The 13,796-nt window shown below is 63.5% G+C and carries 16 protein-coding genes; 8 read left to right on the forward strand and 8 right to left on the reverse strand.

The window, feature by feature from the left end:
• The first annotated feature begins 25 nt into the window (after positions 1–25).
• Positions 26–520 carry a hypothetical protein gene (locus QX051_RS06020; RefSeq protein WP_315775844.1) on the forward strand — a complete coding sequence of 165 codons (495 nt, stop codon included), beginning with the start codon at positions 26–28 and terminating at the stop codon, positions 518–520.
• A 73-nt stretch (positions 521–593) separates the two neighbouring features.
• The gene (locus QX051_RS06025; RefSeq protein WP_315775460.1) at positions 594–929 is read left to right on the forward strand and encodes a DUF1493 family protein; all 336 of its coding nucleotides are present in this window, start codon (positions 594–596) and stop codon (positions 927–929) included.
• Positions 930–971: 42 nt separating this feature from the next.
• On the opposite strand, the gene QX051_RS06030 is transcribed toward QX051_RS06025, so the two are convergent.
• The 4 genes from QX051_RS06030 to QX051_RS06040 all read right to left on the reverse strand — a co-directional run bounded on the left by QX051_RS06030 (position 972) and on the right by QX051_RS06040 (position 2,897).
• Positions 972–1,670, reverse strand: coding sequence for a GIY-YIG nuclease family protein (locus QX051_RS06030; RefSeq protein ID WP_315775461.1), 699 nt, complete (start codon positions 1,668–1,670; stop codon positions 972–974).
• A gap of 121 nt (positions 1,671–1,791) precedes the next feature.
• On the reverse strand, positions 1,792–2,118 hold the full coding sequence (locus QX051_RS29460) for a DUF4926 domain-containing protein (protein ID WP_409997682.1): 327 nt from the start codon (positions 2,116–2,118) through the stop codon (positions 1,792–1,794).
• 97 nt (positions 2,119–2,215) lie between these two features.
• A complete protein-coding gene (locus QX051_RS06035; RefSeq protein ID WP_315734545.1) occupies positions 2,216–2,539 on the reverse strand; it encodes a DNA-binding transcriptional regulator in 324 nt (107 codons plus the stop codon).
• A complete protein-coding gene (locus QX051_RS06040; protein ID WP_315734547.1) occupies positions 2,523–2,897 on the reverse strand; it encodes a type II toxin-antitoxin system RelE/ParE family toxin in 375 nt (124 codons plus the stop codon). The genes QX051_RS06035 and QX051_RS06040 overlap by 17 nt, the downstream gene beginning before the upstream one ends.
• Before the next feature lie 1,093 nt (positions 2,898–3,990).
• Here QX051_RS06040 and QX051_RS06045 point away from each other — a divergent pair.
• Positions 3,991–6,159, forward strand: coding sequence for a malate synthase G (locus QX051_RS06045; RefSeq protein ID WP_315775462.1), 2,169 nt, complete (start codon positions 3,991–3,993; stop codon positions 6,157–6,159).
• A gap of 72 nt (positions 6,160–6,231) precedes the next feature.
• On the opposite strand, the gene QX051_RS06050 is transcribed toward QX051_RS06045, so the two are convergent.
• Positions 6,232–6,387 (reverse strand): Thivi_2564 family membrane protein, encoded by a 156-nt coding sequence (locus tag QX051_RS06050; RefSeq protein WP_315734551.1) that lies wholly within the window; start codon positions 6,385–6,387, stop codon positions 6,232–6,234.
• Positions 6,388–6,561: 174 nt separating this feature from the next.
• Here QX051_RS06050 and QX051_RS06055 point away from each other — a divergent pair, with 174 nt between their 5' ends.
• Complete coding sequence (locus QX051_RS06055; RefSeq protein ID WP_315775463.1) at positions 6,562–8,655, forward strand: HAMP domain-containing methyl-accepting chemotaxis protein; 2,094 nt, start codon at positions 6,562–6,564, stop codon at positions 8,653–8,655.
• Positions 8,656–8,668: 13 nt separating this feature from the next.
• Here the strand turns inward: QX051_RS06055 and QX051_RS06060 are convergent, their stop codons facing one another.
• Positions 8,669–9,319: a DUF2865 domain-containing protein gene (locus tag QX051_RS06060; protein WP_315775464.1), complete on the reverse strand. Its 651-nt coding sequence runs from the start codon at positions 9,317–9,319 to the stop codon at positions 8,669–8,671.
• Positions 9,320–9,334: 15 nt separating this feature from the next.
• On the reverse strand, positions 9,335–10,081 hold the full coding sequence (locus QX051_RS06065; protein ID WP_315775465.1) for a L,D-transpeptidase: 747 nt from the start codon (positions 10,079–10,081) through the stop codon (positions 9,335–9,337).
• 212 nt (positions 10,082–10,293) lie between these two features.
• Between QX051_RS06065 and QX051_RS06070 the strand changes: the two genes are divergently transcribed.
• The 3 genes from QX051_RS06070 (at position 10,294) to QX051_RS06080 (ending at position 12,411) form a co-directional block, all read left to right on the forward strand.
• Positions 10,294–11,412, forward strand: a complete 1,119-nt coding sequence (locus tag QX051_RS06070) for an AI-2E family transporter (RefSeq protein WP_315775466.1) — start codon at positions 10,294–10,296, stop codon at positions 11,410–11,412.
• Between the two features lie 80 nt (positions 11,413–11,492).
• Positions 11,493–11,864 carry a YqjD family protein gene (locus tag QX051_RS06075; protein WP_315734561.1) on the forward strand — a complete coding sequence of 124 codons (372 nt, stop codon included), beginning with the start codon at positions 11,493–11,495 and terminating at the stop codon, positions 11,862–11,864.
• 103 nt (positions 11,865–11,967) lie between these two features.
• On the forward strand, positions 11,968–12,411 hold the full coding sequence (locus QX051_RS06080; RefSeq protein ID WP_315775467.1) for a hypothetical protein: 444 nt from the start codon (positions 11,968–11,970) through the stop codon (positions 12,409–12,411).
• A gap of 73 nt (positions 12,412–12,484) precedes the next feature.
• On the opposite strand, the gene QX051_RS06085 is transcribed toward QX051_RS06080, so the two are convergent.
• A complete protein-coding gene (locus QX051_RS06085; RefSeq protein WP_315734565.1) occupies positions 12,485–12,922 on the reverse strand; it encodes a hypothetical protein in 438 nt (145 codons plus the stop codon).
• Positions 12,923–13,297: 375 nt separating this feature from the next.
• Here QX051_RS06085 and QX051_RS06090 point away from each other — a divergent pair, with 375 nt between their 5' ends.
• Positions 13,298–13,783, forward strand: coding sequence for an energy transducer TonB (locus tag QX051_RS06090; protein ID WP_409998070.1), 486 nt, complete (start codon positions 13,298–13,300; stop codon positions 13,781–13,783).
• Positions 13,784–13,796: the final 13 nt, after the last annotated feature.

The raw sequence follows: 13,796 nt of genomic DNA on the forward strand, positions 1-13,796 counted from the left end.
CATCGCAACGCATGCTATCTTGCGAGTGCTTGCCCTATCTCGCATATGGAGTCGCTCGATGTGGAAGGCGCTTTGGCGGACATGGACGATCGACCGACCCGCCCTCCTGGGTGACTGGTTGTGGGACGTCTTTGTCGTCCAGCTCGCGGCCTTCCTGGACCGGCTGACGCTGCGGCGGATCATCGCCTTCCTGCCGGTCATCATCCTCGTTGTGGCGTATTATCACAGCATTCCGATCCCGCCCGAATTGATGCTGGTCGGCGATATCCTGGCCTATATCGATGTCTTCTCCGTCCTGCTCCTGGTCGGCATCCTCAGCCGCCTCACGACGATCCTGTTTCTCATCAAGCAGGCGACCGCGTCGATCGGACGCCTGGCGAACAGCCTGGCGACAGCGGCGCGCCGCTTGGATGGCCGGCATCGGCGCGAGCGCGGCACAAGCGTCCGGAGGCCCGTGACCAAGGGATCCAACAAGGAAAGCGACGGTCCGGCCATCGTGATTGGGATGGCGTGGGCATAGATCCATTGTTGCGTAGGAGGGCAAAAGCGACTTTGGCAGTCGGCGCGTGGCAGCATGCAGAGTCAGGCACGAGATGATGCAACAGACAACAGACCTGCTCCGTCAATCCGTCCTGCAGTTCGTCGCGGCGCAGACGACGACGCGCAGGCCGCTCTTCGACGAGACCGACGTCGCCCGCGACCTCGGCGTGGACGGCGAGGATGCGCGCGAATTCCTGCTTGCATTTCAACGGCAGTTCGAAGTCGACCTGCCCGACTTCGCGTTCGACCGTCATTTTGGACCGGAGGGCTTCACGTTGACCGGGTTTGTCCTACGGCTTCTCAGCTTGCGCCACCTACGGCAGCCCTTGACGATCGGAATGCCGGTCGAGGCGGCACGGCTTAGGCGGTGGCCTCACAACGGCGCGTAGCCGGGATGAACGGGGCGACATCCAGTGCCTGACGATGATGCGCTACTGGTATCTTCGCTTCTTAAACGCCGCTACGTCCGCGTTAGTCAGCTTAAACCACTCACCGTTCGCTCGCTTGTCTACGAAGCGACGATGCCAATATGCCTCGATGCCTGCGGGATCATCGGTGCGGATCGAGTGAACAAGCGTTGCGGCTTCGGGAAGAGCGATACGAATTTCTTTGACTCGGCGTTCCAATTCATCGCTGCGGCCAATTTTGTAGTGGGTACCGGATTTTATGAGATAAACTAGACCTTCCCTCGAGTTGGTCGGAGTTTCGGCCTCCACTTTCTGGCCGAGCATCTGGACGATATCGTCGTATCCCGGCCTGCCCTCCAACCATGCCCTGAGGTTCGAGATCAATCCCTCTTTTGATCCAAAATAAGAGTGGATTGTCTTCTCGTTCGGGAAGTCCTCGCGCTGCCGCCTGAACATCCGAATTTCCATAATGGTCGGCAGCCGCTTATAGTATCGGGCCGCTTCCACGAAGCTCGCCAGAATATGATCGGCCTCAGACTTACCTTGAAACTTGTTCGCCGCGTAGCCAGCCTCGGCTAGGGCATCACTCCAACGAGCCCAATACAGGCCGCGCCAAGTCCCCTCGGTAATGCCGGTTGCGCTCTCGAACGCGCGAACACCTGGAGCCTGACCGCCGTTAGCCTCCGCAAGTCTCTTTATTTCACTCGAGATTCTGGCGCTCATTGTCAATTTCTACGATTTATCGAGTCTGCTGCGAGAATACTCTATTTGAGGCCCGCTTGAGTAAGCAAGATTGCGCTGCAAACTCCACAGACCGTAGAGCCGGCGAGACGACGCGCGCCGATCATTTCAGTCGCCAATCACTTCGGGCAGGCACCGCGTGTCGCGAGAGCTCACGCGGGCTCCCCTTCACGAACCATCCTTCGTATGGGATCATCAACTCGATGTCCTCAGGCACGACGTCATAAAGCCCGGCATGCTCTCCGTCAGAAAAGAACTCGACCAGATATGCCGGCGGCCTGGAACGATGATCGATCACGATGGTACCTTGCGCGCCGATCGGAAGAGGTATGGTTGGCACCAACCTCCGAAGACGAACGACGTCGTACTCCCTGAACAGCCGCTTCCGCCGCCGGAGGCTCGCAAGGCAGGCTCGGAAAGTGCGGAACACGTGTAGCTCCGTATCAGCAACAGCGATACCGAAGGCCAGACCTATATATCGCCCCGTTCACGCTGGTTTAGCCGCCCGCCACGAGGTACTGACTGCATCAGGCGAGGATCTTCAACCCGTGCTTCTGGACGATTGTCAGCAGCTTGAGCGCCATGCCGCTCGGCCGCTTGGCTCCAGTCTCCCATTTCTCGATGGTGCTTTCGCTCGTATTGAGATATCGGGCGAACACCGGCTGACTGACATTGTTGGCCTCACGGAGCCGCTTGATCTGAGCAGGCTTCATTTCACTGGCGACGGCTAGATGACGGGAATCGAAGTCCCGCATCGTCGCCTTGTCGAGCGCGCCGACTTTGTGAAGCATCGTGGCGGACGAATGAAGCGCTTCCGAGAGGTCGCTCTTGAACCTATTTTTTTTCGTCATGACAGATCTCCACCAAGTCTTCGTCCGCCAGGAGTTGCGCGAGTTGTGCGCTATTCAATGCGGCATAGCTCTTTGCGAGAGTTCGGAAGTCTTCCAGCTCATCATCGTCGATGTTCGCTCTATCCTTCTTGGCGAATAGATATTCGTAGATCCAGTATCGACCGCTCTTGGCGAGGATGATGCTCCGGTGCATGTTCTTGTTCAGACGCTTCTTGAAGACCCCACCTCCCAGATCGTCAGCCTGACCCTTGATGACTGCCTCGACGGCCTCGCAGAGCTCGATGTCCCTGATACGAGCCTTGCGTGCCGCCTTCGAGAACCATGCGGTTTTGAAAACTCGCTTGAATTGGCCAGCCATGGTTTTATATAGCACCAGGTGCTACAGATTTCAACGCGTACCTCTCGCACGGAAAAGCCTGTTTCCCTCGTCCGGCCAAGCTGATTTGCCCTATCCAGTCCTCGGCCCAAAAATATTCCTCTTTCCTTTTTTCCGAATTCATGCTTATCTTTGCGCATCCCGTCCCACACGAGGGACAGTTCGCGACCGTCACGGACGTCGGGTGCGGGATGCGGTGGGCGCTTTGGGCTGCGGCGTGAGCAATCATGTCGACGGACAGTCCCGAGGCGCACGGCCAAGCCGTGGGGTCCTGGCATCCCGATGCTGATGCCACGCGCGTGACAGCGCCAACGCGCTGCGCGGGCAACGGTGACCAGAAAGCCCGGCGCACCGGGGAGACCACGGAGCAACCGTAGAGCCATCGCGCAGGGAAGGCCGGATGTCCGGCTCGTACCTGTGGTTCCTGCCGCCTGCATTTTTTTCTGCAGGCGGGCCATGGGTGCAGCCTGCACCCGGCCTTCCCTGCGCCTCTCGTCATCGAGGGGCGGCACGTCAGCAAAGCTCGGACGCGATCACGCGCCGCGAGGACGAAGTCGCATGAGCCATCACCTCCACGAGCGATCACCTTCGTTGAGTTGTCCGCAGCCGTTTGGTGTACGTCGGAACGCCATTTGCGGCACGCTTTGCGTTGTCACCCTCCCCTGGAGGGGGAGGGTCGGCGCGCGTCGCGGCAGCGATGCGCGGCGGGGTGGGGTGATGCCACGCGCACCGGCGCTCGTGGAGAGATCACCCCACCCCGCCTCGCATCTCGCTTCGCTCGTTGCGAGTCGACCCTCCCCCTCCAGGGGAGGGTGGCAGCGTGCCCGATCCGAGAGCTCCGCACGGTTGTGGGCTCGCGGCCGAACTCTGAGGCGGTCCTGCGAAATTACTTGGCATCACTCCGCCCGGAACCAGCCCGCCTGTCCGCTGCCCCCCGACCAACTGCGATACCCCTCCCCCCTTTCGTGGCCCCCGCTTTGGCGCTAAATGCACTGCACACGCCGCCTTCGAGGCGGCCATTTCAGCACGCCAAGACACGCGCAACGTCGCCCTTATTCGAGAGAAACGTCTCATCATGACTCGTATCGACGCCCATGGACTGAAGATCGCCCCCGTCTTGTTCGACTTCATCGCCAAGGAGGCCACGCCGAAGACCGGGATCGATCCGGACGCATTCTGGGCCGGCCTCAGCGCGATCCTGCGCGATCTCGCCCCGAAGAACCGCGAGTTGCTCGCCCTCCGCAATGCCCTGCAGGACAAGATCGACGCTTGGCACCTCGCCAACAAGGGCAAGGCCTTCGACCTCGGCGCCTACACCGCGTTCCTGAAGGAGATCGGCTACCTGCTGCCGGAGCCCGCGACCCACAAGGTCGAGACCGCCAATGTGGACGAGGAGATCGGCAAGATCTGCGGCCCGCAGCTGGTGGTGCCGCTGACCAATGCCCGCTACGCGCTCAACGCGGCGAATGCGCGCTGGGGCTCGCTGTATGACGCGTTCTACGGCACCGACGCCATCCCGCACGATCCGAGCGAGTCCGGCAAGGGCTACAACAAGGCCCGCGGCGACAAGGTGATCGCCAAGGCCAAGGCGTTCCTCGACGCCGCCGTACCGCTCGCCACCGGCAGCCACACCGACGTGACCGCCTACAGCGTGATCGCCGGCCAGCTCTCCGCCAAGCTGAAGAGCGGCAACGCCACCGCGCTCAAGAACGCCGACCAGTTCGCCGGCTACCAGGGCTCGGCCGACGCCCCCTCCGTGGTCCTGCTCGCCAACAACGGCCTCCACGTCGAGGTCGTGATCGACCGCAGCCACATCATCGGCAAGGACGATCCGGCCGGCGTCTCCGACATGATCCTGGAGGCCGCAGTCTCGACCATCCTCGACATGGAGGACTCGGTCGCCGCCGTCGACGCCGAGGACAAGGTGCTGGTCTACCGCAACACGCTCGGCCTGATGAACGGCACGCTGTCGGCCGATTTCGAGAAGGGCGGCAAGACGCTCACCCGCGCGCTGAACAGCGACCGCAGCTACACCACGCCGTCCGGCGGGACGCTCACCTTGCACGGCCGCAGCCTGCTGCTGATCCGCAATTGCGGGCACCACATGTTCACCGACGCCGTGCTCGACGCCAAGGGTGAGGAGGTGCCGGAGGGCATTCTCGATGCCGCCGTCACCGGCCTCCTGGCGATCCACGACCTCAAGAGCAACTCCAAGGTTAAGAACAGCCGCACCGGCTCGATCTACATCGTCAAGCCCAAGATGCACGGCCCGGACGAGGTGGCGCTCACGGTCGAGCTGTTTTCGCGCGTCGAGAAGCTGCTCGGCCTGCCCGAGAACAGCATGAAGGTCGGCATCATGGACGAGGAGCGCCGCACCACGGTCAACCTCAAGGCCTGCATCCAGCAGGCATCGAAGCGCATCGTCTTCATCAACACCGGCTTCCTCGACCGCACCGGCGACGAGATCCACACCTCGATGGAAGCGGGTCCGATGATCCGCAAGAACGAGATGAAGGCACAGCCCTGGATCAAGGCCTATGAGGACTGGAACGTCGATATGGGCCTGATCGACGGCCTGCCCGGCCATGCCCAGATCGGCAAGGGGATGTGGGCGGCGCCGGACAAGATGGCCGACATGCTGGCACAGAAGATCGGCCACCCGCAGGCGGGTGCCACCACCGCCTGGGTGCCGTCGCCGACGGCGGCGACGCTGCATGCCCTGCACTATCATCAGGTCAATGTGCACGCCCGTCAGGAGGAGCTGGCGAAGGCGGGCCCGCGCGCCAAGCTCGGCGACATCCTGACCATCCCGGTGTCGCAGTCGAACTGGGCGCCCGACGACGTGCGCCAGGAGATCGACAACAACTGCCAGGGCATTCTCGGCTATGTCGTGCGCTGGATCGACCAGGGCGTCGGCTGCTCCAAGGTGCCTGATATCCACGACGTCGGCCTGATGGAGGACCGCGCCACCTTGCGGATCTCCAGCCAGCATCTCGCCAACTGGCTTCACCATGGGGTCGTCACCAAGGAGCAGGTGATGGATTCGCTGAAGCGCATGGCCGTCGTGGTCGACAAGCAGAACGCCGGCGACGCGCTGTATCAGCCGATGGCGCCGTCGTTCGACGGCGTCGCCTTCAAGGCAGCCTGCGACCTCGTGTTCGAGGGCCGCACCCAGCCGAACGGCTACACCGAGTACATCCTCACCGCGCGGCGGCGCGAGGCCAAGCAGAACGAGAAGGCTTAGGCCTGACGTCAAAAGCCCCGGCGATCCGCCGGGGCTTTTTTTGATCAGGCGAGAGGTAACATGATCCTCAGATCATATGACCGCGATGTAGCGAAGCAGCGAGATCACGCCGAGCACGATCACGACGACGCGGCAGATCTGCTTGGCGCGGCCGTCGATCGGCAACAGATTGATCAAATACAGAATGAGGATGACGACGAGGAAGGTGACGAGAGCACTGATGAGCATGGGAGTCCCCTGGGAGATGAAGGATGCGCTGGCGCTGTCAATCTAACCCGCTCCGCGACTTGAAGTTCCCGGGCCGGAACTTTGGCCACTCCGTTTTCTCCGTAGTTCCACGGACCCACCTCGCATTCAGTTCTTTACCGGTTTGCGGTCGAATGCCGGGAACCGGAGATCAAAATGTTGAATCGCCTGACCATTTCTTCATTGCTGAAGACGGTCATCGCCACCGCCGCCCTCGCCGTCATCGCCCTCTTCTCGCTGAACGCCTGGAATTCCTGGAGCAGGCTGCAATCTGCCCAGCGGATCGCACGCGTTGCCGAAGTCTCGGGCGTCTTGTTCAAGGCCATGAACAGCATGCGCAGCGATCGTTCGACCACGATCCGCGTCCTGAATGCCGATCAGGCCATGGACGGCGACACCGAGAAATTCCTGCGCTCCGCCCGTGGCATCTACGTCCCTGCGCTGGACCGCAGTCTCGATCTGCTGCAAGGCATCGACTTCCAACAGAACCAGAGCCTGGTTGCCGACCTCGACCGGCTCAACCAGACGCTGACCGCGGAGCACAGCGAGTTCTGGACCGAGATCGTCAAGCCGAAGGCGGCCCGCCGCGCCGGCCTGCCCAAGGAGTATGGCGAGACGTTCGACGCGCTACTGGTCCTGCTCGACAAGATCACGGTCAATATCGCCGCCAGCGTCAATCATCAGAGTGCGACCGTCGATCAGCTATTGATGATCAAGCAGATGGCCTGGCTGATGCGCAACACGGCTGGTGAAGCATCGCTCGTCGTCAGCAATGCGCTGACGGCCGGCAAGGTGTCGCCCGAAGCGGTGCTGGCCTACACCAAGCAGGTCGGCGGCGTCGATGCCGCATGGAAGGCGGTCCAGCTCGCCACCTCCGGCATGAGCTTGCCGCCGGCGCTCTCCGCAGCGATGTCCGGCACGGAGCAGGCCTATTTCACGCCGGAGTATGCCGGCCTGCGCGAACGTCTGCTGGCAGCGGTGCAAAAGGGCGAGAAGCCCGAGCTGACGCCATATCAGTGGAGTCCGTTCTCCGTGAACAAGATGACGAGCGCGGTCGCCCTGGCCGAGGCGGCGCTCGACGCAGCCAAGCACCATTCCAGCGTGCAGCAGAGCGCTGCGACGGAGTCGCTGATGCTCCAGCTGACGCTGCTGCTCCTGGCCGTCGCACTGGGCGGCGCAGCGATCGCCGCCGTGAGCGGCCGGGTGATCCGGCCGCTGCACCGGATGCGCGATGCCATGCTCGCGGTTGCAGGCGGCGATCTCGGCGTCGACACCGGCTACACCCAGCGGCACGACGAGATCGGTGCGCTTGCGAACGCGCTCGAGACGTTCAAGCAGCAGGCCAAGGACAAGCTCGCGATCGAGGCCCAGGAGCGTGAGCGCAACGCCGCGACAGTTGCGCGCCAGCGCGCGATCGAGTCCTACGTCGCGGAGTTCGAAAGTCTGGTGCGCGGGTCGCTGGAGCAGCTCGGCCAGGCCTCCACCGACATGCAGGCGACGTCGGCCGGCCTCACCAACGTGTCGCGGCAAACCAACACCCGCGCCGAGGTCGCCGCGAGGGCTTCGAACGACGCCTCGATGAGCGTGCAGACGGTCGCCTCCGCGGCGGAGGAGCTGAATGCGTCGATCGCGGACATCTCCAAGCAGGCTTCCCATGCCGCCGGCATCGCCAGCCGCGCGGTCGAACAGGCCCGCATGACCGACGGCACGGTGCAGGGGCTGGCGCAATCGGCGAACCGGATCGGCGAGGTTGTCGGGCTCATCAACAGCATCGCCTCGCAGACCAATCTGCTGGCGCTGAACGCGACCATCGAGGCGGCGCGCGCCGGCGAGGCCGGCAAGGGCTTCGCCGTCGTCGCCTCCGAGGTGAAGACGCTCGCGAGCCAGACCGCGAAGGCGACCGACGAGATTTCCGAGCAGATCGCCGACATTCAGCGCGTCGCCAATGACGCGATCGACGCCATCAAGCGGATCGGCGGCATCATCGGCGAGGTCAACGAGGTGGCGACCGCGATCGCCGCTGCCGTGCAGGAGCAAGGCGCGGCGACACAGGAGATCTCGCGCAGCACCCAGTTCGCTGCAGATGGCACCAAGAACGTCTCCGACAACATCACCGGCGTGAAGTCGGACGCAGACGCAGCTGCGGCCGCCGCCGACAACGTGCGCAATGCCTCGGAGACGCTGGAGAGCCAGAGCAGAAATCTTGGTCATCAGGTCACGGACTTCCTCGGCAAGATCCGCGCGGCCTGACGGTCTCGCAGGATCAGTCGGACGCCATCACCGGCGCGCGCTCATACTTCGCGCGCAGCGCCGCGGGCGCCAGCGAGAAGTTCAGCTCGGCGCGCTTGCCGCTGCTGGTCCGGTTGGCGACCTTGAGGCCGTCGTCGCTGGCAACGACGTCACCCTTGCGCAAGGTCGGATCGTTGGCGATCGACACCTTGGCGAGGCCGAAATGGTCCTTGCCGTTGCAGGTGCAGCCGTCGACGATTTCGGTGCGATACTTGAATGCGTTGGGCAGCGCCGAATACGGCTTGCCGCCATCCGTCTCGGCGCCGTCGATCGAGCTGCCATAGACGATCTCGGTCTTGGCCGCCGGGCAGAAGCTGTTGCAGGCGGCCTCCTTGCTCTGGTCACCGGTGGCGCCGAGCGGGAAATAGCGGCCATCACAGGTGCGCACGCACCACGCGGTGCTGCCGCCACCGGAATAGACCGGCTGGCTGCGCGGCGCTGGACGCTGCACCGGCGGCGCCTCGTCGGCGAACGGCATCCGGGGCGCTTGGCGCTGCGGCGCATTGAAGCCGCCGAACAGCGCGGAGATAAAATCCTGCGCTCCCGCCGTGGTCGGCGCTGCCAACGCGCCTGCGGTTGCCATGGTTGCCACTGCGGTGGCAGCGAGGGCACGTCGGCCGTTCATGACACAACTCCCCGCTTAATTGACGGCCGCAACCGGCAGCGACATCGCCTGCCGCCCCGACGGCAGCGACGTCACGCGCGGCGCACGGCCGGCATTGGTGCGCGCCTGCAGCGAGGCGGCTTTCGGCAGCACGACGACCTTCGTCCCCACCTGCACCCGGCTGAACAGGTCGGAGACGTCCTCATTGGTCAGGCGGATGCAGCCCGACGACACGAATTTGCCGATTGTCGTGGGATCGTTGGTGCCGTGGATGCGATACTCGCTGGAGCCGAGATACATGGCCCGCGCGCCGAGCGGATTGCCCGGGCCGCCGGCCATGAAACGCGGCAGATAGGGCTGCCGCGCGATCATCTGCGCCGGCGGATGCCAGTCCGGCCACTCCGCCTTGCGTGTCACGGTCTGCACGCCGGCCCAGGTGAAGCCTTCGCGCCCGACGCCGACGCCGTAGCGCAACGCACGGCTGCCGCCGAGCACGTAGTACAGATAGGTGTTGCTCGTATCGATGATGATCGTCCCCGGCGCTTCCCGCGTATCGAGGTTGACGATCGTGCGGCGCAGACGGTCCGGCAGCCGGCTGTCCTCATCCTGCACCGCAGATGCCGTCGCCTCGTCCGGCGGAAATGCCTGCTGCTCGACCGACGCATATCCGAGAATCTGGGCGTGAGATGCAGTTGCACCTGCGAGCAAGAGGACCGCGACGCCGGCGATCAGCGAAGCCGTCCGCCGCGAATTGCGGCGATGGCCGGAAGCGAGCTGTGTCATGGAATGCCCCTGTCATGCGAGCATCGCGGTGCGATGCGTGATTACCTTCCAAACGCCGAACGTCTCGTCGTAGTTCCGGCTTCGGTGTGGTCGCCCTGCGTCAGTCAAGCGTGTGAGCTCTCACGTTTGCGCGACGGAACCGGATGCCCCCCCGGCTGTTAGATGACAAGTCACGCGAGCTGTGCGCGAACGACTCGATCGGGAGATTCATGGTGCGTGTACTTCCCACCGAGCGGCTGCTCGCCAGCGGGAACGACGATTCAGCCCTGAATGAAAGTCGCCAAGAATTACCTCCCGTGATCAGACGGGTTGACGTCGTCGCCATCGCTCTCATCATCCTCACGGCCGTCTGCGTGACGGGTGTCCTCTATGTCGCCCGTGGATTTTTTCTCCCGATCGTGATGGCCTTCGTGGTCGGCACCATGCTGTCGCCGGCCGCCAACTTTCTCGAACGCTTCCACGTGCCGCGCGGTGTGGGCGCCGTGCTGATCGTGCTCGCGGTTGCGGCAGGGCTCGCCTTCATCATCGGCCTGATCTCGGCGCCGGTGCTGGACTGGACCAATCGCCTTCCCGAGCTTGCCGCCACGCTCAAGTCGAAGCTGCACGTCTTCGATCGGCCGCTGGCGCTGTGGCACGAAATGCAGGCGGCCATCGGCGGCGGAAGCGCACCGGCCTCGGCCAGCCTGGAGCTGCCCAAATTCGATTGGGTTCAGCCGACGATCGAATTCCTGTCGCCGACCTTCACCGAATTCCTACTGTTCTTCGCCACGCTCGTGCTGTTCATCGCAAGCTGGCGCGATCTACGGCGGGCGCTGATCATGACCTTTGGTGATCACGAGGTCCGGCTGCGGACGCTCCGCATCCTCAACGAGCTCGAGCTGCACCTCGGCAACTACCTCCTGACGGTGACGCTCATCAACACCGGTGTCGGCATTGCGGCCGGTCTCGCCTGCGCCATCGCCGGCATGCCCAATCCCGCCGGCCTCGGGGCGCTTGCGGCGACGCTGAACTTCATCCCCATCATCGGGCCCATCGCCATGTTCGCGGTGCTCGTCCTGGTCGGCGCAATCGCATTCCCGACCTTGAGCGCCGGCATGGTCGCGCCCGCCATCTTCGCCGTGATCACCTTCATGGAAGGCCACTTCGTCACGCCGACCATCATCGGCAGGCGCCTTGCGCTCAACGCACTCGCGGTGTTCATCGCGCTGGCATTCTGGACCTGGCTGTGGGGCCCGATGGGAGCCTTCCTCGCCTCGCCGCTCCTGATCGTCGCCCTCATCGTGAAGGAGCACCTGCTGCCGGACGATTCGCCGCAACTGCCGGCAGACTAATTCGGTTTCCACCGTCGGAACTTCGGCCGAGACCCCGCGTTTGTCGAGCAGACGCAATCACCTTGCTCCGGGAGCTTGCCATGCCACCGACTGACGGTGAGACCGCCCTGAAGGATCTCGTCGACAAAGCGAACTACGAACGCCTGCAGAAGGATGTCCACGCCGTGAAAAACGATATCGCAGCCCTCACCGAACAGATCACCGATGCGCTCAATGCTTTCGCGGGGCAGGCCAGCAAGCAGGCCCGCAGCGGCTATCGCCAGGCACGCGACAACGTGGACCAGACGTTCGACGACATGTCCGAGCGGGGCACCGCAATGTTTGGTGCAGCCCAGGATGCCGCAAACTCACTCGAGGAGCGCCTCGAGGACGTGATCTCCCATCGCCCACTTGCCACCGTGGGTCTTGCGCTCGGACTTGGATTCCTCATCGGCGCCGCTTGGAGGCGCTAAGCGGCGGCCCCTGAAATCCAGAGGCTTGTCTTGTTTCGGCGCCGCGTCTTCGGCGCCGATTTGAGTTTGTTGCGCAGATGAATGAGACGCCGAGGGTAATGACATGCTGCAGCGCCTGATTGCGGACTTCCAGGAATCGACCGGGCATGCCGTTCGGCTCACGTCGCTCGCGATCGCTGCAGCGGTCGGACTGTTCGTCACCACGAGCTTTCTGTGCGCCGCAGCTTTCGTCGCCGTGCTGAATCGATACGGGCTCGTGGCCGCGTGCCTCACCGGTGCCGCCATCTTCTTCGTGGTGACGTTGATCGCCGCAATCAGCTACATGGCGCGCAAGCGCGCGATCGCGATCCGTGCCGCGCGGACCGCGGAAACGGCGCGGTCGGCAGTCCAGTCCGCTTTTGCAGACCCGATGTTGCTGGCGAGCGGCCTGCAGATCGTCCGCATGATCGGCATCAAACGGCTGATTCCCATTCTGGCTGTCGGCGGTTTGGCGCTCGGATTCATGGTCAGCCGCCAAGCGGCGGAAGAACAAGCGCCTGCGGAGTGAGGGCTGCCCTGACCGTCATTGCCCGGCATTGATCGACTGCTTACGCCTCGGACCGGGTGCGGCGCTGCTGTAGCTAAGTCACACACCGTCCCGGTTGCAGGCGCTTGGCGATCTCCGTCAGCACCGACACCGACGGCTCGCAGGCCACCGGGTGCTTGGCGGCCCTCTCGTTGCCGGTGGTGATGAGCTGCGATCCCTGCGGCGACGGCGGAGAGCCCGCGCTTACACCCGTGGGGTTGACGGGGAGCCGCACCAGGAAGGAGGTCTCCGCGAAAGCAGCCAGCTTGATCGACACAGTCTGTGACGGCGCCGCAGTACCGTTTTGGTTGGCGCGGTCAGACTTGGCGGCCCGGTTCACGTCATTCGCTGTTGCGACGATCGTCTCGCGAGTGGTGTTCTGAACCGCCAGGCCGGCGCCAAGATCATGGCCGGAAGCCAGTTGCATTGCGCCTACGAGCATGGCGGAAGCCGCAAGCGAACCCAAAACGACAACTTTCTTGGTCTGCGACATGTCTCTGCTCCCCTCGCCGCAAGGCGATCGGCATACCAACGTAAGTCGCAGGAACCGGGTTCTCGGTTGGGCAAATCACTTAACCGTGTGTAAACTGCGGCGACATTCTTCAGCTTTATGGCGTCAAAAAATTCGGTCTCACACGGAACGACTTTTCGGGTCACGCGTCATCTCGGCAGCCGGTTATTCCCCCTGCCCCATTGACCGGCGACGCGGGGCACTGCCGTGGTGATGCCGGCGGTGCCCCGCATTCTTTTCTGATCCAGCACTACCGGTCAGATCTCCGCCCACCCGTCGCGGCGCTTTATCCCCATTTCGTCTGAGGTATATGTTGGAGCGGCGCGGCTGACTTCATGGTCCGCGCGTGGGGACGAAATGCTGAGCACGTTGGATAGCGTCGGCGTATGGCGGGGGATTGGATTGGCTCTGGCTCTCGTAGGCCTCTTTCCTGCGATTGGAGCTGCCGAAAGCGCCAGGGACAATTGGATCAAGAGTCTGGTCGCGCAATTGAAGATTCAGCGCCGCTACCCGTTGCAGGCCTCGGGCGAGGGCGGAACAGCCAAGGTCCTGTTTCACATCGACCGCGAGGGTCATCTCATCTCGGCCGTGCTGGCGGAAACGACTGGCGATCCGGCGCTCGACCGGGAAGCGGTCGCCATGGTCGAGCGAGCCCAGCCATTTGCTCCACCGCCGCCGGAGCTGGCGGATGGTGATCTGACCTTTCTCGTGCCAATCGTCTTCGCGCCGCGGCGGACGTCTGAAATCTTCCAGCTCGACGAGAACAGGTTGAAGTTCCGAGAGACCAAGCCGAACGACGCGGTGCTAAAGGCACGGCTCGACGGCGTCTGCCGCGGCTGCTGATCTCGCCCTTTGT

The sequence above is a fragment of the Bradyrhizobium sp. SZCCHNR1053 genome (assembly GCF_032381235.1).
Taxonomy (GTDB): domain Bacteria; phylum Pseudomonadota; class Alphaproteobacteria; order Rhizobiales; family Xanthobacteraceae; genus Bradyrhizobium.

Coding starts and splice junctions, on each gene's coding strand:
- QX051_RS06025 (WP_315775460.1), top strand. CDS start 594: ATGATGCAACAGACAACAGACCTGCTCCGTCAATCCGTCCTGCAGTTC.
- QX051_RS06075 (WP_315734561.1), top strand. CDS start 11,493: ATGCCACCGACTGACGGTGAGACCGCCCTGAAGGATCTCGTCGACAAA.
- QX051_RS06030 (WP_315775461.1), bottom strand. CDS start 1,670: ATGAGCGCCAGAATCTCGAGTGAAATAAAGAGACTTGCGGAGGCTAAC.
- QX051_RS06045 (WP_315775462.1), top strand. CDS start 3,991: ATGACTCGTATCGACGCCCATGGACTGAAGATCGCCCCCGTCTTGTTC.
- QX051_RS06080 (WP_315775467.1), top strand. CDS start 11,968: ATGCTGCAGCGCCTGATTGCGGACTTCCAGGAATCGACCGGGCATGCC.
- QX051_RS06035 (WP_315734545.1), bottom strand. CDS start 2,539: ATGACGAAAAAAAATAGGTTCAAGAGCGACCTCTCGGAAGCGCTTCAT.
- QX051_RS06090 (WP_409998070.1), top strand. CDS start 13,298: ATGCTGAGCACGTTGGATAGCGTCGGCGTATGGCGGGGGATTGGATTG.
- QX051_RS06065 (WP_315775465.1), bottom strand. CDS start 10,081: ATGACACAGCTCGCTTCCGGCCATCGCCGCAATTCGCGGCGGACGGCT.
- QX051_RS06060 (WP_315775464.1), bottom strand. CDS start 9,319: ATGAACGGCCGACGTGCCCTCGCTGCCACCGCAGTGGCAACCATGGCA.
- QX051_RS06050 (WP_315734551.1), bottom strand. CDS start 6,387: ATGCTCATCAGTGCTCTCGTCACCTTCCTCGTCGTCATCCTCATTCTG.
- QX051_RS06085 (WP_315734565.1), bottom strand. CDS start 12,922: ATGTCGCAGACCAAGAAAGTTGTCGTTTTGGGTTCGCTTGCGGCTTCC.
- QX051_RS06040 (WP_315734547.1), bottom strand. CDS start 2,897: ATGGCTGGCCAATTCAAGCGAGTTTTCAAAACCGCATGGTTCTCGAAG.
- QX051_RS06055 (WP_315775463.1), top strand. CDS start 6,562: ATGTTGAATCGCCTGACCATTTCTTCATTGCTGAAGACGGTCATCGCC.